The sequence below is a fragment of the Janthinobacterium sp. PSRC1-1 genome (assembly GCF_049897525.1).
In the GTDB taxonomy this organism is placed as follows: Bacteria; Pseudomonadota; Gammaproteobacteria; order Burkholderiales; family Burkholderiaceae_D; genus Janthinobacterium; species Janthinobacterium tructae.
Genome location: NZ_JAFCWK010000019.1, coordinates 74284 through 98585, shown reverse-complemented (window position 1 = coordinate 98585; position 24302 = coordinate 74284). Strand labels below are relative to the sequence as shown.

Below are 24302 nucleotides of genomic sequence, written 5' to 3'. Positions count from 1 at the left end.
TCGACAACGCTCAATTTAAAAGCCAGACTGTAATCGCGCTGGCTGCGCCTAAACCCTTGTTCCATTTGACACTCCTTCTCTGCATCGAAAAAGTGTCAACTTATTCCAGGATGGGTCACGTGCATAAAAAAAGGGCAGAACCACTGGTTCTGCCCTTCCGCGTTAATTGTCTGCTTAAATATTAGACACTCAGCATCATCAGGCTCGCGTTACCACCGGCTGCCGTCGTATTCACGCACAGCGCCCGCTCAGCGACCAGGCGCCACAGGGGGATGACACCCTCCTGCGTGGTGGCGATGGTGCCCACCAAGGCCCCTTCCCGTGCCGCCAGCAGCGGTTTGAGCTGGCCATCGAGGCAGGGCTCGATCATGGCGATCTGGAAATCATGCTGGACCGACGCCAGGCTGCTGACGACCTGGATGCGGTCCTTCAGCGCCGCCGGCAAGTCGCCCGGGATCAACTCCGGCGCTTGCGCCAGCACCAGGGCCTCGTTTCCGGTGGCCAGCACGGCCGCCAATTGGTTCATCAAGGTGCCGGAGGTGGCCGCCGCGCACAGTATCGTGCCGCGTGCCGCAAAGCTCAGGGTATTGCGCTCGCCTGTCGGGCCTGGCAAGACGATGGTGCTGCCCAGCAAGGTCGTGCGCGCATATTCCTGCGCCAGTTGTTGCACCTGGTCGTGGCCATGCATCTTGGCCCACACGGTCAGCGCGTCGAGCGCCGGCGGCGCCTGGCGCTGGTGTTGCACACCGGCCGGCGCATTGCGCTGCAGGCGTTTCAGGTACAGGGGGCCGCCCGCCTTCGGACCGGTCCCCGATTTGCCTTCGCCGCCGAACGGCTGCACGCCGACGACGGCGCCGACGATGTTGCGGTTCACATAAATATTGCCCACGTGCGCGCGCCTGGTGATGAAATCGATGGTTTCATCGATGCGCGTATGGATGCCCAGGGTCAAGCCGTAACCGCTGTCGTTGATCGATTGCACCAGTTGCGGCAGTTCGGCGCGCTTGTAGCGGATCACGTGCAGCACGGGACCGAAGACTTCCTGCGTCAATTGCGCCAGCGACTTGATTTCCAGCACGGTCGGGGCGACGAACGTGCCTTTGACGGTCGGCAAATCGAGCGAATAATGGTCGATGGCCACGGTTTTCATCTTGTTGATGTGCGCTAGCAGATTGCTTTGCGCTTCCGCATCGATGACGGGACCGATATCGGTGGCCAGGCGGTCAGGATTGCCCACGCGCAATTCCTGCATCGCGCCCTTGAGCATGTGGATGGTCTTGTCGGCGATTTCCGCTTGCAGGAACAGCACGCGCAAGGCAGAGCAGCGCTGGCCGGCGCTGTCGAAAGCGGACGACATCACGTCTTGCACCACTTGTTCCGGCAAGGCGGATGAATCGACGATCAGGGCATTCTGGCCACCCGTTTCGGCGATCAGGGGAATGTCGATGCCTTCGGCCACGGCGCGCGCGGCCAGGTTGCGGTTGATCAATTGCGCCACTTCCGTCGAGCCCGTGAAAATCACGCCTTTTACGCGCGCGTCATTGCACAGGCCGGCGCCAACGATCTCGCCGCTGCCGGGCAAAAACTGCAGCGCGCCGCGCGGCACGCCCGCCGCATGCAGCAATTGCACGGCACGGTGGGCGATCAGCGGCGTTTGCTCGGCCGGCTTGGCCAGCACCACATTGCCTGCCGCCAGGGCGGCGGCCAGCTGGCCCGTGAAGATGGCCAGCGGGAAATTCCACGGGCTGATGCAGGTGACGGGACCGAGCGCCAGGGTGTTCGGCGCGTGTTCCACCTGCGCCGCGTAGTAGCGCAGGAAGTCGACGGCTTCGCGGATTTCCGCGATCGCGTTCGGCAGGGACTTGCCCGCTTCGCGCACGGCCAGGGCCATCAGCTCGATATGGTGTTCCTCGAACAGGTCGGCTGCGCGTTGTAACGCTTGCGCGCGGACCGACGGCTCCGTGGTTTGCCAGTCGACGGCGTACGCGCTGGCGCTGGCCAGCGCCGTTTCCACGTCGGCTGGACCGGCTTCCATGACCTTGCCCACGACATCGTCGTGCTGGGCCGGATTGTGCAGCATGTGCGTGGGGCCATTCAGGCTGACGGCGCCATCGATCAGCGGCGCCGCCTGCCAGGTCTGCTGCTGCGCCAGGCCGGTGGCCAGGGTGCGCAAGGTGTCTTCATTCGACAGGTCCAGGCCGGCCGAGTTCCTGCGTTCGCTGCCAAACATGTCCAGTGGCAGGGGAATCGACGGGTGCGGCAAGCCGCCCTGCAGGCGCGCCTGTTCCAGGGGATCGCGGATCAGGCTATCGATGGCCACGCTTTCGTCGACGATCTGGTTGACGAACGACGAGTTGGCGCCGTTTTCCAGCAGGCGGCGCACCAGGTAGGCCAGCAGCGTCTCATGCGAGCCGACGGGCGCGTAGATGCGGCACGGCTTGTCGAGGTTGTCGGGGCCGACGACCTGGTCGTACAGGGTCTCGCCCATGCCGTGCAGGCACTGGAATTCGTAGTCGGTGATGCCGTCGCGCTTGGCCCAGGTATAGATCGTCGCCAGGGTTTGCGCGTTGTGCGTGGCAAATTGTGGATAGATCAGGCTGCTGGCGGCCAGCAGTTTTTGCGCGCACACGAGGTAAGAGACGTCCGTGTAGACCTTGCGCGTGTAGACGGGATAGCCTTCCTGGCCATCGACTTGCGCGCGTTTGACTTCCGCATCCCAATACGCGCCCTTGACCAGGCGCACCATGAACTTGCGGCCGCTGCGGTGCGCCAGGTCGACCAGGAAATCGATGGCGAACGGGCAGCGCTTTTGATACGCCTGCACCACGTAGCCGATGCCGTCGAAACCGGCCAAATCTGTATCAAAGGCAAGCGCTTCCATCAGGTCGAGCGACAGTTCCAGACGGTCCGTTTCTTCCGCATCGATGTTGAAGCCGATGTTGTACTGTTTGGCCAGCAACAGCAGCGCCTTGACCTTCGGCAGCAATTCTTCCATGACGCGGGCGCGCTGGGCGCGGCTGTAGCGCGCGTGCAGGGCCGACAGTTTCACGGAAATGCCGGGGCCGTTACGGATGCCGCGCCCGTTCGAGGCCTTGCCGATGGCATGGATGGCCGTTTCGTACGAGGCATAGTAATTGGCCGCGTCCTGCTGCGTCAGGGCCGCTTCGCCCAGCATGTCGTACGAGTAGCGGTAGCCGCGCGTTTCATTCTCGCGGCTGTTTTTCAACGCTTCCTCGATGGTCTGGCCTGTCACGAACTGGTTGCCCAGCATGCGCATGGCCAGGTCGACGCCTTTGCGGATCAGCGGTTCGCCGCCTTTGGCGATGAGCTTGGTCATGGCCGAGCCGAGGCCCGATTCGCTGCTGGTACTGACCAGTTTGCCCGTGATCAGCAAGCCCCAGGTGGCGGCGTTGACGAACAGCGACGGCGATTCGCCCAGGTGCTTCTTCCAGTCGCCCTTGCTGATTTTGTCGGCGATCAGGCGATCGGCCGTCTGACTGTCGGGTATACGCAACAGCGCTTCAGCCAGACACATCAATGCAACACCCTCTTCCGACGACAGCGAGAACTCGTGCATCAGTGCATCGACGCCGGAGGCGCGTGTGCGTTTGTGGCGCACGTTCGAGACCAGGCGGTGTGCCAGCGCTTGCCCTTCGGCCGTCGTTTCGGTACTGCTGGGGCGCACTTGTTGCAACAGCCACTGCACGGCGGAAACCTCATCGCGCCTATAGGCGGTGGTGATGGCGGCGCGTTGTGGTGTCGCTTCGGGCAGGATTTCTGCCTGGAACGCAGCAAAAGGAAGCGGGGTAAAAGCCGAGGGGCCTGCAGGGTGCATAAGTGCTCTTTACAAGGAAAAAGGGGACGAAAACTGACGTAATTCTTGCTCTTTTTTGGTGCAAAAAAATACAGAAAGTCGGACGTTAAGATGATTCGATTGTAAAGGGGATTCTTATGGATTAATTCTGGTAATACAGGGGGCTAGCAATAGATAGTTTTTGATGCGACAATTTAACCAAATAATATTAATTTGGGGGTGATGGTAATGCTGGACAAGATCAGTAAGAAAATCTTGATGGAATTGCAGAGCGATGGACGCATCAGCAATGTGGAGCTGGCTGCGCGCGTGAACCTGTCGCCGGCCGCCTGCCTGGAGCGCGTGCGCAAATTGCACGAATCCGGTTACATCATGGGCTATACGGCCCAGTTGAACCCGCAGCTGCTCGACGTCTCGCTGCTGGTGTTCATCGAAGTGGTGCTCGATCGCACGACACCGGAAGTGTTCGACGCCTTCAAGCATAGCGTACAAATCATTCCAGAGGTACTGGAATGTCATATGGTGGCTGGCGGTTTCGATTACCTGGTCAAGGCGCGCGTCAAGGACATGGCCGCTTACCGCGAATTCCTGGGCAAGACGCTGTTGCAGAAAGGTGTGCGGGAAACCCACACTTATGCCGTCATGGAAGAGGTCAAAAACACCACCAAATTGCCAATTAAGTGACCTTGGTGTAGCCGCCCCACTTTTCTGATTGAGCTATCGGAACAAATGTTGTAGGGTAGAACTACACACTGCTATCCAGTAGCCGCCTGAAACGCCGCGCAGACGTGATGTTCAGGGTGCAAGGTGGGCAATCGTGCCCACCCGCATACGGTTACAGCACGTCCCTTTCGCGGGACGTGACGGGTTCGCGCAGCGGGGGACAAATGAAGCAGTTGCAGCATCAGCTGGTGCGTTTCTTTGCATTCACGATCCTGGCCATGGCCGTCGCCTGTTGCCTGGCCTATCTGCTGCTGCTGTCGGGCGGCGACCATCCGTATCTGATCGCCTGCGTGGCTGCCGCCATCGGCGCGGCGCTGCTGGCGTTCGCCGGACGTCCGCGCGGCGAGCCGGGCTTGCACCAGTTCGCCGACACGGTGGGCAACGCCATCGACGCCATCATGATCGGCGCGGCGGAAACCTCGTATTTTGTCGATTCCGTCAAACAGAAGGTGGAACTCGATGTGCGCACGGCCAGCGACATCGCCGACAGTTCCGCACAAAATGCCGTGATGACGGAAAAGATCGCCGCCAACGCGGAACGGGCCGCCAAGGTGGCCGCCGGCGTGCGCGTGGAAAGCGTGGCGGCGCGTGCCGAAGTCGATCAGGGGCTGCGCCGCATCAACAAGGCCCGCGAGGAAGCGCAAGGCGCCTCCAGCACCATGCTGAGCTTGCAGGACAAATCCAAACGCATCACGGGCTTTACGGAAGCCATTTCCGATATTTCCGCGCGCACCAACTTGCTGGCGCTGAACGCCGCCATCGAGGCGGCGCGTGCCGGCGAACACGGGCGTGGTTTTGCCGTGGTGGCGGGGGAAGTGCGGCAATTGGCGCAGCGCACCAAGGAAGCCTCCGATGAAATCAGCGTGATGGTGCGCGAAATCAATGAACAGTCGGAAAAAGCTGCGCTTGGCATGAGTTCGCTGGCGGAGGGCGTGACGGAAGCGGCGCGCAATGTGGAAAGCGTGCATGCCTCGCTCAGCCATATCGAGGAATCGTCGGGCGAGTCCGAGGACGCGATCGGGCAAATCGCCCGCGCCTCGCGCGAACACGTCGACACGACGCAGCTGATCGCCGACGCCATCGAGCAAATCCGCGACAGCATGCTGTCGACGAATGTCGAATTGCCGCGTGCCACGCAGTCGGCCATGGCCCTGGCAGAGCGGGCCGAGGCGATCGCCGGCGCTTTGGGCGAATCGAGCGTGGCCACGCCGCACGATGAAATCCGCGAGACGGCCCAGCGCGCCGCGCGCGAGGTGGGCAAACTGTTCGAGCAAGCGATCGCCTCGGGGCGCATCACGCGCGAAGCCCTGTTCGATCGCCACTACCGGCCCATCCCGAACACCAATCCGCCCAAGCACAACACGAAGTTCGACGCGTTTACGGACAAGGTCTTACCTGACCTGCAGGAAGGCGTGCTGGCGGCATTGCCGCATCTGGCGTATGCGGGCGCCGTCGACAACAATGGATACTTTCCCACGCACAACAAGAAGTTTTCCCAGCCGCTGACCGGCGATTACGCCACCGATATGGTGAATAACCGCACCAAGCGCATCTTCAGCGACCGCACGGGCAAGCGCTGCGGCAGCAATACCAAGCCGTTCCTGCTGCAAACCTATAAACGCGACACGGGCGAAGTCATGCACGATTTATCCGTGCCGATCCACGTCGATGGCAAGCACTGGGGCGGTTTCCGTATCGGTTACCGGTCCAGCAGCCATGCATGATGAACATCTGATTAAATCTACTGCGCGTCGTAATTTGCGGCCTGCGATGCTCACTGTGCTAGAGCACAGTTCCGCTTCTCGGCCACAACTTACTTCCGCTCGCTACGATTTTCTCAGACGTTCGTGCCGCTAATTTTTTCACTCGATATGGGGCTTGGGCGCCACGCCGCCGCCGGCCGCCGTGGCCGTGCGCAAGGTGGGCGTGTTCATGCTTTCCAGGTGATTGCGCAACCATTTGTGGGCGGGGCTGCGCGCGTCGCGCTCGTGCCACAGCATGTCCAGGTGGACGGCCGGCAAGGTCAATGGCAAATCCTTGTACAGCAAGGACTCCGTCATGCCCGTCGAGGCGATCAGATGGCGCGGCAAGACGGTGATCAGGTCGGAATTGGCGACGACTCTGCCTGCCGTGAAGAACTGGTTGACCGTCAGCAAGATGCGCCGTTCGCGGTGGATCTGCGACAGCGCTTCGTCGATCAAGCCATGCGCGCGGCCGGAAAAGCTCACCAATAAATGGTTCGCCGCGCAATAGTTATCCAAGGTCAATTCCTTGTCGGCCAGCGGATGGCCGCGCCGCATCACGCACACATACTTGCCCGAATACAGGCGCTCATGGCGGATGGGCGAACCCGTTTCGCTCGACAGTTGCGCCGCCACGCCGGGAAAGAAACCCACGGCCAGGTCGATATCGCCGCGCAGCAGCATGGGACGCGGTTCGCGCGTGGTCAGCGGCATCATGCGCACGTTGACGCCCGGTGCTTCCCGTTCGATCGAGCGCATCAGGGAGGGCAGCCAGAAGGCGGCTGTCGCATCGGCCATGGCCATGCGGAACGTGGCGTGGGTCTTCGACACGTCGAAGGTTTCCGGCGTGACGGCCGCTTCCAGGCTGGCCAGGGCCGAGCGCACGGATGGCCACAGCGCTTCGGCGCGGGGCGTGGGTTTGACGCCATATGCCGTGCGGATCAGCAATTCGTCACCGAGGCTCTCGCGCAGGCGTTTGATGGCGTTCGATACCGCCGGCTGCGTCATCGCCAGGTGGCCGGCTGCGCGCGTCAGGTTTTGTTCCGTCATGACGGCGTCGAAAACACGCAGCAAGTTCAGATCCAGCGTCAGAAAACTCATGGAAAGCCCAAGATAAAAGTTGAATTGATTACTTGAGAGTGTAAACCGCGCCGGACGCGAATATTTTCACTCGTCAAAAAATATTACCGTTTTCCATTCACGATTCATATAATTGGTATCAAGAAATGGAATTAGATTTATATGTTGCACTGCACTATAGTACTGGCAAATTCTATAATGCACTGGAACAGTATGTCTACCTTCGCCTCCGCCCTGTACGCAGTATCCGCACCCGTGCTGGAAATTTCCCTGCTCAACGCCCTGCAACTCGTGCTGGTGATCGTCGCCGTGGGCGCCTTCGCCCTGCTGTTCAAGCCTTTGCTGGTGGGCATCGCGCGCGCCATGGTGCTGGTGGTGCGTCCCAAGCTGAGCCGAGAAGAGCGCCTGGCGCGCCAGCAGATGCGTCAAGCGCAAGCCTTGCAACGCACCCTGGGCAAGATGGATGGCGTGTCGCCCAGCAATGCCGCTGAATTGCGCGCCCTGTCGACGCGCGCCTGAGATCGCCTGTTGCAGCATGACAAGCCGGCCTGCGCCGGCTTTTTTTACGCCCGCGTTTTGCTTCAGGCCGCTTTAGGCCATATCGCCCAGCAAATGGGCGCGCAGCAAGCTGTCGGCCGGATGGGCGCCGATCCAGATTTTCAGCAGCGCATTGTAAAAAGCCAGGTCGGGCACCGTGTCGCCCACCTGCTTGCCGTTCAGCTTGCACAACGTTCCCTCTTCCGGCAGCCAGTCCACGGTCAGGATATCGCCTTTTTTCAGGCCGGGCACCATGGCGAACATGGCGCCGAACTGCATCGTCTGGCTCAGCAGGCGCGTGCGGTCGGCCGGATCGGAGCTGCGCTTCAAGCCCTGCATGAAGGCGTGACCCAGCTCGTCGGAAGTGATGTCGCGCAACATGACGATTTCCAGACGGCGCGGCCCGGGCAGGGCCAGGATGTCGGCCAGCTGGGTTTTCTTTTCCGGCAGGTACAGCGCAATCGTGTAGATCTTGAAGATGACCTTGTAGCGCACGCCAGCGCCGTTGAGTCTTAATTCGCGGCTGGCCAGCTGCACGGTCTCGTCCAGTTTGACGCCGCCTACCTCGACGGCCAGCCCCGCTTGCGCCAGGCCGGCGCACAGGCAGGCACAAGCCAGGGAGCGGCCCAAACGGGATGTGCTGATTTGCATCTTCTACCTCCGTGGAAACCATGTGCTGTGGATAAGTCAGCACACAGTGTAGAACAGTTGGCAGAAGCTGGCGCCACGCAGAAGTGGCCCAGAAGTGGCCCAGAAGTGGCGCGGGAGAAAAACTTAGGTTTTTGCGGCGGGAAGTTCCGCCTGCAGGCGTTCGTACTTGGCCATCAGCTGTTCCGGCGTTTCGCGCCAGGCGGGATTGAAGGGGATGCAGCTGACGGGGCACACTTGCTGGCATTGCGGCTCGTCAAAGTGGCCCACGCATTCGGTGCACTTGTTGGGATCGATTTCGTAGATTTCCGCGCCCATGTAGATCGCGTCATTCGGGCACTCGGGCTCGCAAATATCGCAATTGATGCATTCGTCGGTGATCAGTAATGCCATGATTTCACTCTTACTTATTGCGATGATGCAGCGTTGGCGGCAATCTTGTTTTGCAGCCAGCGGTTCACCGAGGGGAAGACAAACTTGGAGACGTCGCCGCCCAGCGCCGCGATTTCGCGCACGATGGTGCCCGAAATGAACTGGTACTGGTCGGACGGTGTCAGGAACATGGTTTCGACATCGGGCAGCAGGTAGCGGTTCATGCCCGCCATCTGGAATTCGTATTCGAAGTCGGAGACGGCGCGCAAGCCGCGCACGATGACGCGCGCTTCATGCTTGCGCACGAAATCCTTGAGCAGGCCGGAAAAGCTTTCCACTTGCACATTCGGATAGTGACCGAGCACTTCGTTGGCGATTTCCAGGCGTTCGTCGAGCGAGAAAAACGGTTGCTTGTTCTTGCTGTCGGCCACACCGACGATCAGCTTGTCAAACAGACCTGATGCGCGGCGCACCAAATCTTCATGACCGCGCGTGAGCGGATCGAATGTTCCTGGATAAACGGCTACAACCATTGCGGCTCCCTGATGATGCACCAATATAGACGCGCATTATGCCTGAAATTGGTGACCAACTTGGTGCTGCGCCGCGGTCCAGGGAGCCTTTTTGCCTCATTTATAGGCAGATTCAGGCAGTTGCCGTCACTTTGTTGTAAGTTAGCAAATGATAATAAACGGTGCCCGCCTTGTCGGCACGGATGACTTCCCACGGCGCCATCCACTCGGGTTTGTCCAGTTCGCTGGCTTCATCGAAGACCAGCGGCAAGCCCGATTCCGCGTAGACCATGCCGCCTTCCTTGAGCAGGTTGGCGCACAAGGGCAGCACTTTGGCCAGGAAATCCTGCTGGTAGGGCGGGTCGAGGAAGATCAGGTCGAAACGCTGGCCGCGCGATGCCAGGCCTTGCGCCGTCAGCAGGGCGTCGCCGCGCAGCAGTTGCACATTCTCGGCGCGCAATTTCACCTTGTTTTCTTCCAGCTGGCGGATCACGGGCGTGTGCGTGTCGACCATGGTGACGGACGCCGCGCCGCGGCTGGCCGCCTCGAAGCCCAGTGCGCCGCTGCCGGCGAACAGGTCCAGCACCTGGGCGTTGGACCAGTCGCCGTCGCGCAAGTGATTGATCCAGTTGAATACGGTTTCACGTACGCGATCCGGTGTCGGGCGCAGTCCCAGTGCCTGTAAAACAGGCAACACGGAACGCTTCCACTGGCCGCCGATGATGCGCACCTGGTTCGGTGGCGGCGCGTGGTGGACGGGGACTTTGGCGGGTTTTTTAATCTTTTTTTGCATGGGGATTTCTTCAATTCGGTGGCGGCCACTATAGCATATGGCCCCACCTCCCCTGCTGGCGCTGCCTGTCTATTTGGCTTGTGTGGCCAGGGAATTGAAATCGTCGATCCAGCCCTGCATGCGCTTGACGGCGTGGGCTTTTTGCGCCGGCGTGGCGATCTTGATCACCGTCAAGACCATCTGCGCCGTGCTGCTTTCGTAGGCATCGAAGAAGGCCTTGCGTTCGGAATGTTCGAGGCGCTCGAAACTGTCCTTGATCAATGTCGTGATCAAGGTCGCGGCCACTTCCTTGCCGAGTTTTTCTTGGTGGACTTTCTTGACCAGGTTCAATACGTTCTGCTGGCGCCGCATGCGTTCGTCGAGCCAGATCTCATTGTTCAGCGGACGCGCGTCGGATGCCTTGCGGATGATCGCTTCCTGCTCGCTGCTGAAGCTGCCGAACCACAGTTCGAATTGCTCCATGGCTTTTTTGTAGCGCAGTTTCTGGCGCTTCTCCTGGTCGCCGCTCAGGTATTTCTTGCGGTAATCGTCATTGTTCGACTTGAACTTCTTTTCCATCTGCGCGATCTGCTCGGGCTTGAGCGAGCGCGCCAGGTCAGCCAGTTCGGGCGCCGCCTTCAGCAGCAACGCCTGGGTGCGCTGCTTGATCTCGCTGTAGTCGGCCATCAGGTCTGCCTGCGTGATATTGCCTTGCAGCTGCTTCTGGCCCGTGCGCAGGATGTCCACGTAATCCTTCAATTGCGTCTTGCGGTGCCAGTCGAACAGCTTGTCGATGTCGTCGCGCACCCAGCCTTTCTGGTCGCGGTCCAGGTCGACATACGCATTCAGCCACCAGTACAGCACGGTATCGCCATTGTTGTAGGCCAGGCGCAAGCCGCTGCAGCCGGCCATGACGACGAGCATGAGGGCCAGCACGGCATAGGTAAACCGGTTGAAGTGCGTGGAAGTGGGGGCCTGCGTGTTAAACTTTTTCATATTCTTAACTTATAAAAGATGGTCTATGAACGTTGTCATTCTCGCTGCCGGTATGGGCAAACGCATGCAGTCGGCACTGCCCAAGGTATTGCACCCGTTGGCGGGCAAACCGCTGTTGTCGCACGTCATCGACACGGCGCTCGGCCTGGCGCCGTCCCGATTATGCGTGATTTACGGGCATGGGGGCGCTGCGGTGCTGAAGTTGCTCGACGGCTACAAGGTGAACCATGCCCTGGCGATCGATGCCGCCGAGCAAACGCAGCAGCTGGGCACCGGTCATGCGGTGCAGCAAGCTGTGTCCTTGCTCGATGACAGCGTGCCGACCCTGATCCTGTATGGCGACGTGCCGCTGACCAGCGCCGCTTCCCTGCAGCAACTGGTGCAGGCGGCCGGCAAGGACAAGCTGGCCATCTTGACCGTGGAACAGGACGATCCCTTCGGCCTGGGCCGCATCGTGCGCGAGCACGGCGCCATCGTGCGCATCGTCGAGGAAAAGGATGCCACGCCAGAACAGCGCGCCATCCGCGAGATCAACAGCGGCATCATGGTCGCGCCCACCGTGCAGCTCAAACAATGGTTGTCGGCCTTGTCGAACGACAATGCGCAGGGGGAATACTATCTGACCGATATCGTCGCGCAAGCCGTCGCCGATGGCGTGGCCGTCACCTCGGCCCACCCGGCCGCCGTGTGGGAAGTGGCGGGCGTCAACAGCAAGGTGCAACTGGCGCAGCTGGAACGCATTCACCAGAACAATATCGCGCAAGCGCTGCTGGAACGTGGCGTGACTTTGCTGGACCCGGCCCGCATCGACGTGCGCGGCGAACTCATTTGCGGCCGCGATGTCACCATCGACGTCGGCTGTGTGTTCGAAGGCCGAGTCGAACTGGGCGATGGCGTGCGCGTGGGCGCCAACAACGTCTTCATCAACGCCAAGGTGGCCGCTGGCGCATACATCAAGCCGTTTTGCCATATCGAGGACGCCGTCGTCGGTGCCGCTTCCATCATCGGCCCCTACGCGCGCCTGCGCCCCGGCACGGTCCTGGCGGAAGACGTGCATATCGGTAACTTCGTCGAAGTGAAAAACAGCCAGATCGCCGCGCACAGCAAGGCCAACCACCTGGCCTACATCGGCGACGCCACCATCGGCTCGAAGGTCAACATCGGCGCCGGCACGATCACCTGCAACTACGATGGCGTGAATAAATTCCGCACGGTGATTGAAGACGACGCCTTTATCGGCAGCGACAGCCAGCTGATCGCGCCCGTCACCGTCGGCAAGGGCGCCACGCTGGGCGCCGGCACGACCTTGTCGAAAGATGCGCCGGCCGGCAAGCTGACGGTCTCGCGCGCACGGCAAGTGACCATCGACGGCTGGACGCGCCCCGTGAAAATCAAGAAGTAAGCGCAACGTTCCATTTTGCACCCAGGCAGGCCGCGCGGCCTGCCTTTTTTATTTGTGGATAACTATGTGGGTAAGCCGCTGCACAAGTAGCGGATAAGCCTGTGTGCAAGCCCGTGCATAAGCTGTTGGCAAGTTTCTTCCTGCTGCCTGGCATGCGCCTGTCGCTGCCTTTTCCTTCGATTGCCGCTCGCCGCCGGCACCGTCGCGGCGCTTATCCCCGCATTGTGGATAAGTCTGTGCGTAAGGCTGCGGATAAGCGCTGGATAGTCTGGGTACAAGTGGGGATAACTGTCTTCTTGCCACCGGCTTGCCTATGGTTGCTGTGGGTAAGCCTGTGGACAAGCGCGTGAACAGGCGGTGGATAGTATGTGTGCAAGTACTGCCATCGATCAGGGCAGGCCTGGCCCGGCACCGGGATACACGGCGTTGCGCTGGTCCAGGTGTTGCAGGCGCAGCAGAAGGGAAGAATGTGAAGTTGGACAAACCTCAGCGATTCCCGGCTGATTCAGTCGGGAATGCCGGGGCAATCAGGCGGGCAGGCGCAGGGCGAAGCTGATGGTGCCGTTGTTGCCGGCGCTGTCGAGGGTGACCTGGCCGCCGTGCAATTCGGCGATGCGCTGTACCAGGTATAGGCCCAATCCTGCGCCAGGCTTGTGCTGGGCGATGCGGCCGCGGAAGTATTTCTGGAACAGGCGCGGGATTTCATCGGCAGGCAGGGGCTCGCCCGCATTGCTGACGACGATTTGCACGCCGCCGTCATCGAGCGTGGCGGCTTGCACGCGAATCGCCTGGGTCTGCGGCGCATGCCGGTCAGCATTGCTGAGCAGGTTGCGCAGGGCCACGCGCAGCAGGCTGGCATCGGCCACGACGCTGTCGGGCAGCGCCTGCACGCTGGTATCGATGCGGCCGTCGGGCCATTCGGCCAGCAGGGCGTGCAGCAGGGCGCGCAAGTCGCATGGCTGGGGACGGAACGTCGCCGCGCTCGTTTCCATGCGGTCTGCGCTCAGGTATTCATCCACCAGTGCCGTCATGCGGCCGCTCGCTTCGCGCAAGTTCTGGCAGCGCTGCAGGGTTTTTTCGCGTGGCGCCTCCGTGTTGCGGGCAATCTGCTGGGCCGTGGTGTTGATGATGGCCAGCGGCGTGTGAAATTCATGCGACACCATGGCAACGAAATCCTGCTGTTCTTCGCGCGTGCGGGTTTCCACTTCCAGGGCGGCACGCAATTCGCCTTCGAGTGCGGCGCGCCGGCCTATTTCCTGTTGCAGCGCCAGCGTGCGCCGCGCCACCTGCTCTTCCAGCCGTTCATTCAGGGCGCGCACGGCACGCACGGCCTCGGCCTGTGCCCTGTCCTTGGCGCGGCGCAATTCCGCGTAGCGGCGGTTGAGGCGCAGGCTCATCAGCATCATGTGGACAAAGGCGCCCAGGGTGGCTGCATGGTTGGTCCAGAAATTCGGCGGCACGATCGCCATGTTGCGCAGGAAGCTGATGATGACACCGGCATAGAAGATGCCGAAAATGAACAGAAAGGCATGCGCCGGGCGATGGCCGCGCAGCGCCAGCCAGCTGGCCAGGCCGATGAACAGCACGATCAGCGGCAAGGCCGTCATTTGCACCACCAGCACGCCTGCGGCATAGTCGCCGCCCAGCACCAGCAGCGCCCCGAACAGGGCGGCGGCGGCCGTGATGCCCACCACGGCACGGCTGAAACGGGGATACAGGGCGGGCAGCTCCAGCTGCAAGGTGGAAAAACGCGCGCCGACGGCAATCGACATGGCCATCGATACGCCCAGCATGGGGTCGGACAAGCCGTTCGGCATGGCGAAGATTTGCTGGGGAATGGCGATCGTCAGCGCTTCCGTGGTGGCATTCGTCAACACATACAGCAGGTACCAGCCGCTGTGGGCTTCGCGTGTCATGCGCCAGAAAAAGATATGGAACAGGATCAGCAGCAAATAACTGCCGAACTGCAAGCCGTAATACAGGTATTCGCGGCGCGAGGCGTTGTCGAAGGCATCGCTGGGCAGCAAGGTCAGCTCCGTCGACATGGCTTTCTTGCTCTGCATGCGCACCAGCCAGCGCTGCGGCTGACCGGGTTGCAACTGCACGGGAAACACCACCTGGCGCGCATCGATGGGCCAGGCGTCGCGGATCACGTCGGCGCCCGCTTCTTGCCGCAGCCAGTGTCCGGCCTGGTCCTGGCGATACAGGCGCACGTCATCGAGCACGGCGTTGCTAAAGCGCAATACCCATTCATCGGGCGACTGCGCCGCGCGCGTCACCTCCAGGCGCAGCCAGATGGCGTCCTGCGTATAGCCGGCACTGACGGCGCCAGGCAGGGGGCGCCAGCCGGGCGCGGCCAGTGCGGCCTGCGGACCCAGCTGGCCGAAGGGGTCGCGCAGCATCTGCATGTGGCCGCTGGTCGACACGGGCTGACCGCTGGCTGGCAGCAGCAGTGGCGCCGATACGGGCGCGGCCGCCCCGGCCAGCGCTTGCAGGGTGGTGAACAACAGGACAATGGCGAGCAGGATTTTCATGGCGCAGGAGCTTACCATGCGGGGCCTGACGCCCCTGCGGCTTGCCATTACCTGCCCAAGCGCGCCGACCTGGATGAACTGGCGGCCACCCGGAGCGCGCTGGCGCGGCGCCTGCCACGGCCTGGGTGCTGGCACTGGGGCCGCGCCGCCTGCCGCCGCCCGGAGGCGACGCCATTGCGCTGTCGCAACAGGATGTGACGGTGCTGCACGTCCTGATGGCCAAACCGGAGCGTATCGTCAGCCGCCAGCAGATCGTCCAGTCGCTGGGCGAGAATTTCCGCTTGTTCCCTCTGCGCGCGGCTGTGGATAAGCCTGTCGATAAGTGCTGCAAAAGCCTGTTGGCAAGCTGTGGGAAAGCGGTGCAAAAGTCAGCGTGGCAATGCCTCACGCGTGGGTATGCATGAGTGGTAACACGCTTGCCGGGGCACGGCCTCATCCAGTCTGAGGATGGCTGGAGAAAAATCGTCCTTCCATCGCTCGCAGCGCCTGGCCTGCTTGTGTATAAGCCTGTGTAAAAGTGCCGTATAAACGGTGCGCAAGACGCGTATAAGCATGTGGGCAAGCGGTGGATAATCGGCGCCTGGCAAATCAGACGGCGATGCGCGTCTCGAACTTGCTGCGAAACGTGGAAAAGTAGCTTTTCACGTTGCGCACATTCGCATGCGCGGCAAACAGGCGGTGCGCCAGCGCGTGATACGCGGGCATGTCGGCCACCTGTACCATCAGCACGAAGTCCGGCCCCGGCGAGACGCGGTAGCATTGCAGCACCGCCGCTTCTTGCGCCACCAACTCTTCGAATTCCGCCATGCGTTCCGCCGCCTGCACGTCGAGCGTGATTTCCACGATGGCCGTCAGGCGCGCACCGACCAGTTGCGGCGCGACGATGGCCACTTGCCGCTCGATGACGCCGCTTTCCCGTAAATGTTTGACGCGCCGCAAGCACGTGGGCGCCGAGACGTGTACCGCTTGCGCCAGCTCACTGTTGGTTTGCGATGCATCAATTTGCAAGGCGTTCAGGATGCGACGATCGATCTCGTCGAGGGTAATGTTGTGTTCGCTCATGATTTTGATGAATTGGAAAATATATCGAGTATAAATGAAATAATATTTCACCGAAAAATAGTCGTGAAATATTCAGTCAAAAATATACGTATTTAGAAAGCATATTTCATGCACTCTGCATTAGCATGCGTGCATTGATGAATTTTTAGACAGAGGTTTCCATGTGCGGCATCGTCGGCGCGGTAGCGCAACGTAATATCACTCCCATCCTGCTCGAAGGCTTGAAGCGCCTGGAATACCGTGGCTACGATTCCTGCGGTATCGCCCTGCACGCCGATGGCCGTTTGCAGCGTTCGCGCTCCACTTCGCGCGTGGCCGAACTGGAAAAGCAGATCGCCGAAGAAGGCTTTAGCGGTTTTACGGGCATCGCCCACACGCGCTGGGCCACGCATGGCGCCCCTGTCAACTTCAATGCCCACCCGCACTTTTCCCCAACGGAAGAGAACGCCCGCGTGGCGCTGGTGCATAACGGCATCATCGAAAACCACGACGAACTGCGTGCCGAACTGACGGCCTTGGGTTACGTCTTCCAGAGCCAGACGGATACGGAAGTGATCGCCCACCTGGTCGAGCACATGTACAACGGCGACCTGTTCGAGACCGTGCAGCAGGCCGTGAAACGTCTCGACGGCGCGTATGCGATCGCCGTCTTCTGCCGCGACGAACCGCACCGCGTGGTGGCCGCGCGCCAGGGCTCGCCCCTGATCGTCGGCCTGGGCAATGGTGAAAACTTTGTCGCCTCCGACGCCATGGCGCTGGCCGGCACGACGGACCAGATCATCTACCTGGAAGAAGGCGACGTGGTCGACCTGCAACTGTCGCGCTGCTGGATCGTCGACGTCGATGGCAAGCCTGTCGAGCGCGAAGTGAAAACTGTGCATGCGCACACGGGTGCGGCCGAGCTGGGCCCGTATCGCCACTACATGCAGAAGGAAATTTTTGAACAGCCGCGCGCCATCGGCGACACGCTCGAAGGCGTGACGGCCATCATGCCGGAACTGTTCGGCGACAAGGCCTATGCCATCTTCAAGCAGATCGACCGCGTGCTGATCCTCGCCTGCGGCACCAGCTCGTATGCGGGCATGACGGCCAAGTACTGGATCGAGGCGATTGCCAAAGTGCCCGTCAGCGTGGAAGTGGCCAGCGAATACCGCTACCGCGACAGCGTGCCGCACCCGAACACGCTGGTGGTGACGATTTCGCAAAGCGGCGAGACGGCTGATACCCTGGCCGCCCTGAAACATGCGCGCAGCCTGGGCATGCATCACACCTTGACCATCTGCAACGTGGCCACCAGCGCCATGGTGCGCGAATGCGCGCTGGCCTACATCACGCGCGCCGGCGTGGAAGTGGGCGTGGCGTCCACCAAGGCGTTTACGACGCAGCTGGCGGGCCTTTTCCTGCTGACCCTGTGCCTGGCGCAAGTCAATGGCCGTCTGTCTGAAGAGCAGGAAGCGGCGCACCTGACAGCCATGCGTCACCTGCCCGTCGCCATCGCGTCCGTGCTGGCGCTGGAACCGCAGATCATCGCCTGGTCCGAGGAATTCGCGCGCAAGGAAAACGCCCTCTTCCTGGGCCGCGGCATGCACTATCCGATCGCCCTGGAAGGCGCGTTAAAGCTGAAGGAAATCTCGTACATCCACGCCGAAGCGTATCCGGCCGGCGAACTGAAGCACGGCCCGCTGGCCCTGGTGACGAATGAAATGCCGGTCGTCACCATCGCGCCGAACGACGCCCTGATCGAAAAGCTCAAATCGAACATGCAGGAAGTGCGCGCCCGTGGCGGCCAGCTGTACGTCTTCGCCGACGTGGATTCCCGCATCAGCTCCGGCGAAGGCCTGCACGTGATCCGCCTGCCCGAGCACTACGGCGACCTGTCGCCGATCCTGCACGTGGTGGCGCTGCAATTGCTCGCGTACCACACGGCACTGGCGCGCGGCACGGATGTGGACAAGCCACGCAATCTGGCGAAGTCGGTGACGGTGGAGTAAGCCTCACATGGGAGGACGCCAGGATTGACAATCCTGGTGCCGGTGCTTCGATTGTGCCCCGGGCCAGCAAGAGTAAACGCCACCTCCGGGTGGCGTTGTCGTTTCCTGGACACGTAGTCCTCGTGCCCGGTCTGTCTCCCGTGCTGTCACTGCAGGCATCAGGGTTCGCAGGGCAGTGCCAGCTAACGCGAGGTTGGCAAGGCGCTTAGCTTTCTTGCGCCATGGCAGGCTGGCGCGCCAGTTCGATGAAGGCCCGCACGTAGTCGATGGCGGTGTCCGTCTCGCGTGCGCCCAGGAAGATTTGCTTGGCGATGCCGCGCGCGCCCAGGCGCACCGGCACCACGTCCATCTTGGCTGCGTATTCTTCGACCAGCCAGCGCGGCAGGGCGGCCACGCCGCGGCCGCTGGCCACCATCTGCAGCATGATGTCGGTCGTTTCAATGGCTTTGTGGCGCTTGGGCGTGACACCGGCCGGCAAGAGGAATTGATTGTAAATATCCAGGCGCTCGATGTCCACGGGGTAGCTGATGAGCACTTCCTGGGTCAGCTGCTGCGGCTGCACATACGCCGCCGACGCCAGGGCATGCCCCTTGGCCACGACCAGCACCTGCTCGTAGTCGAACACGGGTTCGAATGTCAGCCCCGGCTTGTACAGCGGGTCGGGCGTGACCAGCAGGTCGATCTCGTAGCCGAACAGCGCGCCGATCCCGCCGAACTGGAACTTCTGCTTGACGTCCACATCCACATCGGGCCAGGCGGCCAGATACGGGGAAACTATTTTGAGCAGCCACTGGTAGCAAGGGTGGCATTCCATGCCGATGCGCAACGCACCGCGCTCGCCCTGCGCAAACTGGCCCAGGCGCTCTTCGGCCAGGTCCAGTTGCGGCAGCACCCGGTTCGCCACCGCCAGCAAGTACTGGCCGGCCTGCGTCAGACGCAGGTTGCGCCCTTCGCGCAGCCAGACGTCGGTGCCCAGTTGCTGCTCCAGCTTCTTCATGCTGTGGCTCAGGGCCGACTGGGTCAGGTGCAGCACGCCTGCGGCGGCCGTCAACGACCCTTGTTTTTCGACCTGCTGGACGATGCTGAGGTGGATGCGTTCAAGCATTTGAATGAGCCAAGTTCATGGATGTATGAAATAAGACCATTATACTTCATGGGTTTCCGCCGCTATCATCGATCCTCTTGCTGTTGGCATTCTTCGCCCTCGCGCATCACTCCCTATGAAAGCAAACATGACACGTCCATTGCGTTTAGTCGCCGTTTCCGGCGGGCTGCAACGCCCTTCCAAGGCGGCAGCCCTGGCAGAGCACCTGATGGACCTGATCGCCGATGAAGTGCTGTGCGAACAGCGCCTGGTCGAACTGGGCCAGCTCGCACCGCAACTCGCGGGCGCGACCTGGCGCTCCCACCTGCCCGACACGGTGGAGCGGGAACTTGCGGCGGTCGAGCAAGCCGACATCCTGGTGGTGGCCACACCGGTGTATCGCGGCGCGTACACGGGACTGTTCAAGCACTTCTTCGACTTCATTGATCAGGATGCCCTGATCGACAAGCCCGTCTTGCTGGCGGCCACCGGCGGCAGCGAGCGCCATGCCCTGATGATCGACCACCAGTTGCGGCCGCTGTTCAGCTTTTTCCAGGCACGCACCTTGCCGCTGGGCGTCTACGCGACCGACCAGGATTTCCTCGACTACCGTCTGCACAACGCGGCCCTGATCCAGCGCGCCACGCTGGCGGTCCAACGGGCATTGCCCTTGGTCGGCCTGACGCGCCATGCGCAATCTGCCACCGCTGAAGAGCTGGTCTCGGCCTGATACGCATCCGCACGGTCACCAGGCAAGCAACACATTCATCTTTTCGCAGCAAACAGGACACCAGATCACCATGAGCCAAGATTTTGCATTCAGCATCAAGAGCATTGTTTTCGATGAAAACTATCACCCATCGGACAATACGCGCCTGACGACCAACTTTGCCAATCTGGCCAGGGGCGAGCGTCGCCAGGAGAACTTGCGCAACACCCTGAAAATGATCGACAGCCGCTTCAACAACCTGGCCCATTGGGACAACCCGAAGGCAGACCGCTACGCCGTCGAACTTGAAATCATTTCCGTCGCGTTGAATATCGATGCCGCAGGCGGGAATATTCCACTGATCGAGATATTGAAGCCGAATATCCTCGATAAAAAAACCGGAGAGCGCATCGACGGCATCGCCGGCAATAACTTCTCTTCCTACGTGCGCGATTACGACTTCAGCGTGCTGCTGCCAGAGCACAACGATAATCAATCCACATTCAGCACGCCAGAGAACTTTGGCGATTTTCATGGCAGGCTGTTCAAGCACTTTGTCAAATCAGATGCCTACAAAGCGCGCTTCAGCAAGGCGCCGGTGATCTGCCTCAGCGCCTCGAGCAGCAAGACCTATCAGCGCACTGAAAACCAGCACCCCATCCTGGGCGTTGAGTATCAACAAAATGAGTTCTCCTCGACGGATGACTATTTCGAGAAAATGGGGATGCAGGTGCGCTATTTCATGCCGCCAAACAGTGCGGCACCGCTGGCGTTTTATTTTATCGGCGACCTGCTGGGCGACTACAGCAATCTTGAGCTGATCGGCACCATCAGCACGATGGAAACGTTCCAGAAGATCTACCGGCCCGAGATTTACAACGCCAATTCTGCGGCGGGAAGACTCTATCAGCCCAGCCTGAAGAACCAGGATTATTCGTTGACGCAAATTGTCTATGACCGGGAAGAGCGCAGCCAGTTGGCTGTCAAGCAGGGCAAATATACGGAAGAGCATTTCATCAAGCCCTACAAGCATGTTCTTGAACAATGGGCTGCGACCACGCTCGCTGCTTAATCAACATACACGACATTACTGATCATGAAAAAATTATTGCCTACATCCACTGCCGGCAGCTTGCCCAAACCTTCCTGGCTGGCGCAGCCTGAAAAACTCTGGTCGCCGTGGAAATTGCAGGACGAGGAATTGATTGAGGGCAAACAAGATGCCTTACGTTTGTCCCTGCAGGAACAGCAGCAGGCAGGCATCGATATCGTCAGCGATGGCGAGCAGACCCGCCAGCATTTCGTCACCACGTTCATCGAGCATCTGAGCGGCGTTGATTTTGACAAGCGCGAGACCGTCAGAATTCGTGACCGCTACGATGCGAGCGTGCCGACCGTCGTGGGCGCCGTGAGCCGTACCAAGCCGGTGTTTGTGGAAGACGCCAAATTCCTGCGCCAGCAAACCACGCAGCCGATCAAATGGGCTCTGCCGGGTCCGATGACGATGATCGACACGCTGTATGACAGCCACTATAAAAGCCGCGAAAAGCTGGCCTGGGAATTTGCCAAGATCCTCAATCAGGAAGCCAGGGAACTGGAGGCGGCCGGCGTCGACATCATCCAGTTTGACGAACCCGCATTCAATGTGTTCTTTGATGAAGTCAATGATTGGGGAATCGCCACGCTGGAGCGCGCGATCGAAGGGCTCAAATGCGAAACGGCCGTGCACATTTGCTATGGCTACGGCATCAAGGCCAATACCGACTGGAAAAATACGCTGGGCTCCGAGTGGCGCCAATATGAAGAATCGTTCCCCAAGCTGCAGCAATCGAATATCGACATCATCTCGCTGGAATGCCACAACTCGCGTGTGCCGATCGACCTGATTGAACTCATACGTGGCAAAAAAGTGATGGTCGGGGCCATCGACGTGGCATCCAATACCATTGAAACGCCGCAGGAAGTTGCCGACACCCTGCGCAAAGCGCTGCGATTTGTCGATGCCGACAAGCTCTACCCGAGCACCAACTGTGGCATGGCGCCCTTGTCGCGTCAGGTGGCAAGAGGCAAATTGCATGCGCTCAGCGCAGGCGCGGACATCATCCGAAGAGAAATCTCCTAGCAGGCGGGTGACATACCGAGCAGGTGCGTTTTGCCTTGCCGTACTGAGCACAGTGTGTACAACTTTATTGATAATCACATCAGGTGCACGATGCAAGTGTGTACCTGGCCCTGCGGGGAAACCCCGCAGGGCATTGCGCCAGACGATGAAAATATCCGCAAATGAGTTTGCCACCAATTAAATCTTGCCCCGAACATTAAACCTTCTTCAGCTCCATTTAGCGCTTATCCGTGCTGGCTCCCATGACCATGTTCTCTGCCTCGGGACGGCCGCTAATCTCCTCAATCCCTTTCTTAATCACCGCAGCCAGTCGCATCGATTGCTGACGCTCTGCAGTGGCGAGAAACGATGGCATTAGTTCGCGCGGTACCTGTCCATGTTGCAGAGCCAGTTCGTAGAAGGATATCCGCTGCGCTTCAGTGAGCGTTTGTTTCTCAAGGCAACAATCTGTGGATACTATCGCCTGCAGCGCCCACATCCCGAATACTTCACCGCTATCAATCGCCGTTCGCGCAACCTGTATGGCGCCATTTTCAACGGCCCAGGAAATTGCCCGGCAAGGCTGTTCGCCTTGGCGCGCAAGCTGTTCCTTTAGCCTTTTTTGCAGTTTGATGGTGAACGCCAATCCTTGCAGACTTGCTTTTTCTGCAGCCACGCATACGGCCTTGTTGGGAAAATCGGATGCATTTGCATTGACCGCCTCCAGGAAAACTATCTCTGCATTGCGGTATTCCCCCTTGTTGACCATGAAGAGGTAGGAACCTGCCGCACGCTCAAATGCCACCTCGCGCTTGCGAGCGGCACTTTCAAAATCCTTGGGGCCAAAGATGGCCCAAACAGAGCATCCCGCGAAAGCCAGCAGGCCAAGTAGCATCAGCTTCCAGAATACCTCTCCCCGGGTTCTTGCAATCAATATCAAATTCACCAATAGCGTTGTCAACCAGATAGCGGGCGCCACGGTAAAGATCAGGAACATGCCTGTGTAATGATCTTTCAATTGGAACGGGAGGATATATCCAGCGATGAATGCAGCAATCAAGGACAGCCAGAAGTAAGCTTGCAGACCGACAGCATTGCGCATATTTGCTCCCATAGTGAGACTTTTTTCGTTCGCTGGTGAGGTGATCTCTGTCGCTCTGACATCTAACGTTCCCGTTATCGTTATCGTTTGATCCGGATCTAATGAATTTAGATGTCCCCTACCAGCCAATGGCGGCAGCCGAACGGGCTTGCTGCAAATCCGCGCGTAGCGCTTTTAACTGTGTTTCAGAAACGTCGATACGCTCGATTCCGGCGAGAGTGACGCGCCAAGCATGGCGACGGTCGAAGACAATCGAACCATCTGGTTCTTGCACTGTGACACCAGGTGGAGCATCTTCACTGGACCAGTAAGCAATGACATTGATGGTTGCCGGATCGGCGCCTTTAATTTTTTGGCCGCCGTAATACGCTGCATGATTGTCTGCAGCTAACTCTTCCAACCCACCCGACGATATGGCAAGGCCATCCTTTCTAAGTACCAGCAATTCGTGAAACGTCGCTGCATCAGCACCTGGGATAGGCTGATCCCTGTGCAAGACCCAGGTGCCATCGGTATGGAAACTCGTGTAGTGCATCGATGTTTTTGGTGGGACGGGTTTTATTTTTTCAAAATCGAGAGGTGGAGTCAGTGACAGGCGGCGCCCGTGTACGAACTGGTTCGTGCCATCGCTGAGAAAGGAATCGTTGCCGGGAAGGGCCGCCAGCGTTTCAAAGTCGACGGGGCCATCAATATATTTTTGAAACAGGAGCAACTCTGACACACGTGGCCGTAACAGCTCACCAGGTATTCTCTGCACAACACGGTGGACGCGGTAGATCGAATTTCCAAACTGCGTATAGTTCAGGCCGCCGAACGAACGCGTATGCAGCGTAGCCGGACAGCTACTGAAAAGACCCTCGATAAGACGGTTGTCTTCGTCAACCCAGCTAACCGTGCATGTTTTAACCGGATTCATCATTCGGCCAGCTGCCGCCAGGAACGCCAGCATGAGCACAATGCCCAAGCCAACAATGAACTTTGATATATTTTGCCAAATCACTGTGCCAGGGTACTGATCTTGATATTCTGGATGGTAATCGCTGCTTTTTCTCTGGCGCACACTTCTCTATCACTGGTGCTTTTTTCCATGGATGCACTCACTCGTTCGAGCAAGGTGGGAG

At 59.9% G+C, this 24302-nt stretch carries 21 protein-coding genes; 9 read left to right on the top strand and 12 right to left on the bottom strand.

The features are described from left to right. Nucleotides 1–181 precede the first annotated feature (181 nt). Entirely contained in the window at nt 182–3835 is a 3654-nt protein-coding gene (putA, locus tag ACP7DW_RS27260) for a trifunctional transcriptional regulator/proline dehydrogenase/L-glutamate gamma-semialdehyde dehydrogenase (protein WP_426057556.1), read from the bottom strand. Between the two features lie 207 nt (nt 3836–4042). On the opposite strand from putA, the gene ACP7DW_RS27255 reads away from it, so the two are divergent. Then, nucleotides 4043–4498: an Lrp/AsnC ligand binding domain-containing protein gene (locus ACP7DW_RS27255; RefSeq protein WP_010393827.1), complete on the top strand. Its 456-nt coding sequence runs from the start codon at nt 4043–4045 to the stop codon at nt 4496–4498. Nucleotides 4499–4701: 203 nt separating this feature from the next. Next, entirely contained in the window at nt 4702–6261 is a 1560-nt protein-coding gene (locus ACP7DW_RS27250; protein WP_426057555.1) for a methyl-accepting chemotaxis protein, read from the top strand. A 138-nt stretch (nt 6262–6399) separates the two neighbouring features. Here ACP7DW_RS27250 and ACP7DW_RS27245 read toward each other — a convergent pair whose 3' ends face one another. Further along, a complete protein-coding gene (locus tag ACP7DW_RS27245; RefSeq protein ID WP_034752642.1) occupies nt 6400–7380 on the bottom strand; it encodes a LysR family transcriptional regulator in 981 nt (326 codons plus the stop codon). A gap of 192 nt (nt 7381–7572) precedes the next feature. Here ACP7DW_RS27245 and ACP7DW_RS27240 point away from each other — a divergent pair, with 192 nt between their 5' ends. After that, nucleotides 7573–7878, top strand: coding sequence for a hypothetical protein (locus ACP7DW_RS27240; protein WP_298403438.1), 306 nt, complete (start codon nt 7573–7575; stop codon nt 7876–7878). A gap of 72 nt (nt 7879–7950) precedes the next feature. Here the strand turns inward: ACP7DW_RS27240 and ACP7DW_RS27235 are convergent, their stop codons facing one another. From ACP7DW_RS27235 to ACP7DW_RS27215, 5 genes are all read right to left on the bottom strand, one after another. Beyond that, the gene (locus tag ACP7DW_RS27235; protein WP_426057554.1) at nt 7951–8547 is read right to left on the bottom strand and encodes a chalcone isomerase family protein; all 597 of its coding nucleotides are present in this window, start codon (nt 8545–8547) and stop codon (nt 7951–7953) included. Between the two features lie 123 nt (nt 8548–8670). Further along, nucleotides 8671–8937, bottom strand: a complete 267-nt coding sequence (locus tag ACP7DW_RS27230) for a YfhL family 4Fe-4S dicluster ferredoxin (protein ID WP_141171245.1) — start codon at nt 8935–8937, stop codon at nt 8671–8673. Nucleotides 8938–8951: 14 nt separating this feature from the next. Further along, the gene (coaD, locus tag ACP7DW_RS27225; protein ID WP_034752633.1) at nt 8952–9449 is read right to left on the bottom strand and encodes a pantetheine-phosphate adenylyltransferase; all 498 of its coding nucleotides are present in this window, start codon (nt 9447–9449) and stop codon (nt 8952–8954) included. 112 nt (nt 9450–9561) lie between these two features. After that, on the bottom strand, nt 9562–10221 hold the full coding sequence (rsmD, locus tag ACP7DW_RS27220) for a 16S rRNA (guanine(966)-N(2))-methyltransferase RsmD (protein WP_426057553.1): 660 nt from the start codon (nt 10219–10221) through the stop codon (nt 9562–9564). A gap of 69 nt (nt 10222–10290) precedes the next feature. After that, a complete protein-coding gene (locus ACP7DW_RS27215; RefSeq protein ID WP_426057552.1) occupies nt 10291–11196 on the bottom strand; it encodes a DUF6279 family lipoprotein in 906 nt (301 codons plus the stop codon). A 25-nt stretch (nt 11197–11221) separates the two neighbouring features. On the opposite strand from ACP7DW_RS27215, the gene glmU reads away from it, so the two are divergent. After that, the gene (glmU, locus tag ACP7DW_RS27210) at nt 11222–12598 is read left to right on the top strand and encodes a bifunctional UDP-N-acetylglucosamine diphosphorylase/glucosamine-1-phosphate N-acetyltransferase GlmU (protein ID WP_426057551.1); all 1377 of its coding nucleotides are present in this window, start codon (nt 11222–11224) and stop codon (nt 12596–12598) included. Nucleotides 12599–13125: 527 nt separating this feature from the next. Here glmU and ACP7DW_RS27205 read toward each other — a convergent pair. Then, entirely contained in the window at nt 13126–15132 is a 2007-nt protein-coding gene (locus ACP7DW_RS27205) for a 7TM-DISM domain-containing protein (protein ID WP_426057550.1), read from the bottom strand. Between the two features lie 200 nt (nt 15133–15332). On the opposite strand from ACP7DW_RS27205, the gene ACP7DW_RS27200 reads away from it, so the two are divergent. Further along, nucleotides 15333–15536, top strand: a complete 204-nt coding sequence (locus ACP7DW_RS27200; protein ID WP_426057549.1) for a hypothetical protein — start codon at nt 15333–15335, stop codon at nt 15534–15536. 184 nt (nt 15537–15720) lie between these two features. Here ACP7DW_RS27200 and ACP7DW_RS27195 read toward each other — a convergent pair whose 3' ends face one another. Then, the gene (locus ACP7DW_RS27195; RefSeq protein ID WP_426057548.1) at nt 15721–16194 is read right to left on the bottom strand and encodes an Lrp/AsnC family transcriptional regulator; all 474 of its coding nucleotides are present in this window, start codon (nt 16192–16194) and stop codon (nt 15721–15723) included. Between the two features lie 161 nt (nt 16195–16355). Between ACP7DW_RS27195 and glmS the strand changes: the two genes are divergently transcribed. After that, nucleotides 16356–18185, top strand: coding sequence for a glutamine--fructose-6-phosphate transaminase (isomerizing) (glmS, locus tag ACP7DW_RS27190; RefSeq protein ID WP_426057547.1), 1830 nt, complete (start codon nt 16356–16358; stop codon nt 18183–18185). A 205-nt stretch (nt 18186–18390) separates the two neighbouring features. Here the strand turns inward: glmS and ACP7DW_RS27185 are convergent, their stop codons facing one another. Further along, nucleotides 18391–19290 (bottom strand): LysR family transcriptional regulator, encoded by a 900-nt coding sequence (locus tag ACP7DW_RS27185; RefSeq protein ID WP_426057546.1) that lies wholly within the window; start codon nt 19288–19290, stop codon nt 18391–18393. Between the two features lie 127 nt (nt 19291–19417). Between ACP7DW_RS27185 and msuE the strand changes: the two genes are divergently transcribed. The 3 genes from msuE to ACP7DW_RS27170 all read left to right on the top strand — a co-directional run bounded on the left by msuE (nt 19418) and on the right by ACP7DW_RS27170 (nt 22100). Further along, nucleotides 19418–19999, top strand: a complete 582-nt coding sequence (gene msuE, locus ACP7DW_RS27180) for an FMN reductase (protein ID WP_426057545.1) — start codon at nt 19418–19420, stop codon at nt 19997–19999. Nucleotides 20000–20069: 70 nt separating this feature from the next. Further along, nucleotides 20070–21050 (top strand): DUF1852 domain-containing protein, encoded by a 981-nt coding sequence (locus ACP7DW_RS27175; protein WP_426057559.1) that lies wholly within the window; start codon nt 20070–20072, stop codon nt 21048–21050. 24 nt (nt 21051–21074) lie between these two features. Beyond that, nucleotides 21075–22100, top strand: coding sequence for a methionine synthase (locus ACP7DW_RS27170; RefSeq protein ID WP_426057544.1), 1026 nt, complete (start codon nt 21075–21077; stop codon nt 22098–22100). A gap of 217 nt (nt 22101–22317) precedes the next feature. On the opposite strand, the gene ACP7DW_RS27165 is transcribed toward ACP7DW_RS27170, so the two are convergent. Together ACP7DW_RS27165 and ACP7DW_RS27160 are read right to left on the bottom strand one after the other, a co-directional pair. Then, entirely contained in the window at nt 22318–23181 is an 864-nt protein-coding gene (locus ACP7DW_RS27165; RefSeq protein ID WP_426057543.1) for a hypothetical protein, read from the bottom strand. Nucleotides 23182–23299: 118 nt separating this feature from the next. After that, on the bottom strand, nt 23300–24241 hold the full coding sequence (locus ACP7DW_RS27160) for a hypothetical protein (protein WP_426057542.1): 942 nt from the start codon (nt 24239–24241) through the stop codon (nt 23300–23302). Between the last annotated feature and the right edge of the window lie 61 nt (nt 24242–24302).

Bases quoted from the DNA above. Each gene is read 5' to 3' on its own strand.
- ACP7DW_RS27255 (WP_010393827.1), top strand. From the start codon at position 4,043: ATGCTGGACAAGATCAGTAAGAAAATCTTGATGGAATTGCAGAGCGAT.
- ACP7DW_RS27205 (WP_426057550.1), bottom strand. From the start codon at position 15,132: ATGAAAATCCTGCTCGCCATTGTCCTGTTGTTCACCACCCTGCAAGCG.
- rsmD (WP_426057553.1), bottom strand. From the start codon at position 10,221: ATGCAAAAAAAGATTAAAAAACCCGCCAAAGTCCCCGTCCACCACGCG.
- ACP7DW_RS27195 (WP_426057548.1), bottom strand. From the start codon at position 16,194: ATGAGCGAACACAACATTACCCTCGACGAGATCGATCGTCGCATCCTG.
- ACP7DW_RS27230 (WP_141171245.1), bottom strand. From the start codon at position 8,937: ATGGCATTACTGATCACCGACGAATGCATCAATTGCGATATTTGCGAG.
- ACP7DW_RS27215 (WP_426057552.1), bottom strand. From the start codon at position 11,196: ATGAAAAAGTTTAACACGCAGGCCCCCACTTCCACGCACTTCAACCGG.
- ACP7DW_RS27165 (WP_426057543.1), bottom strand. From the start codon at position 23,181: ATGCGCAATGCTGTCGGTCTGCAAGCTTACTTCTGGCTGTCCTTGATT.
- glmU (WP_426057551.1), top strand. From the start codon at position 11,222: ATGAACGTTGTCATTCTCGCTGCCGGTATGGGCAAACGCATGCAGTCG.
- ACP7DW_RS27245 (WP_034752642.1), bottom strand. From the start codon at position 7,380: ATGAGTTTTCTGACGCTGGATCTGAACTTGCTGCGTGTTTTCGACGCC.
- putA (WP_426057556.1), bottom strand. From the start codon at position 3,835: ATGCACCCTGCAGGCCCCTCGGCTTTTACCCCGCTTCCTTTTGCTGCG.
- coaD (WP_034752633.1), bottom strand. From the start codon at position 9,449: ATGGTTGTAGCCGTTTATCCAGGAACATTCGATCCGCTCACGCGCGGT.
- glmS (WP_426057547.1), top strand. From the start codon at position 16,356: ATGTGCGGCATCGTCGGCGCGGTAGCGCAACGTAATATCACTCCCATC.
- ACP7DW_RS27175 (WP_426057559.1), top strand. From the start codon at position 20,070: ATGAGCCAAGATTTTGCATTCAGCATCAAGAGCATTGTTTTCGATGAA.
- ACP7DW_RS27170 (WP_426057544.1), top strand. From the start codon at position 21,075: ATGAAAAAATTATTGCCTACATCCACTGCCGGCAGCTTGCCCAAACCT.
- ACP7DW_RS27240 (WP_298403438.1), top strand. From the start codon at position 7,573: ATGTCTACCTTCGCCTCCGCCCTGTACGCAGTATCCGCACCCGTGCTG.
- msuE (WP_426057545.1), top strand. From the start codon at position 19,418: ATGACACGTCCATTGCGTTTAGTCGCCGTTTCCGGCGGGCTGCAACGC.
- ACP7DW_RS27250 (WP_426057555.1), top strand. From the start codon at position 4,702: ATGAAGCAGTTGCAGCATCAGCTGGTGCGTTTCTTTGCATTCACGATC.
- ACP7DW_RS27185 (WP_426057546.1), bottom strand. From the start codon at position 19,290: ATGCTTGAACGCATCCACCTCAGCATCGTCCAGCAGGTCGAAAAACAA.
- ACP7DW_RS27235 (WP_426057554.1), bottom strand. From the start codon at position 8,547: ATGCAAATCAGCACATCCCGTTTGGGCCGCTCCCTGGCTTGTGCCTGC.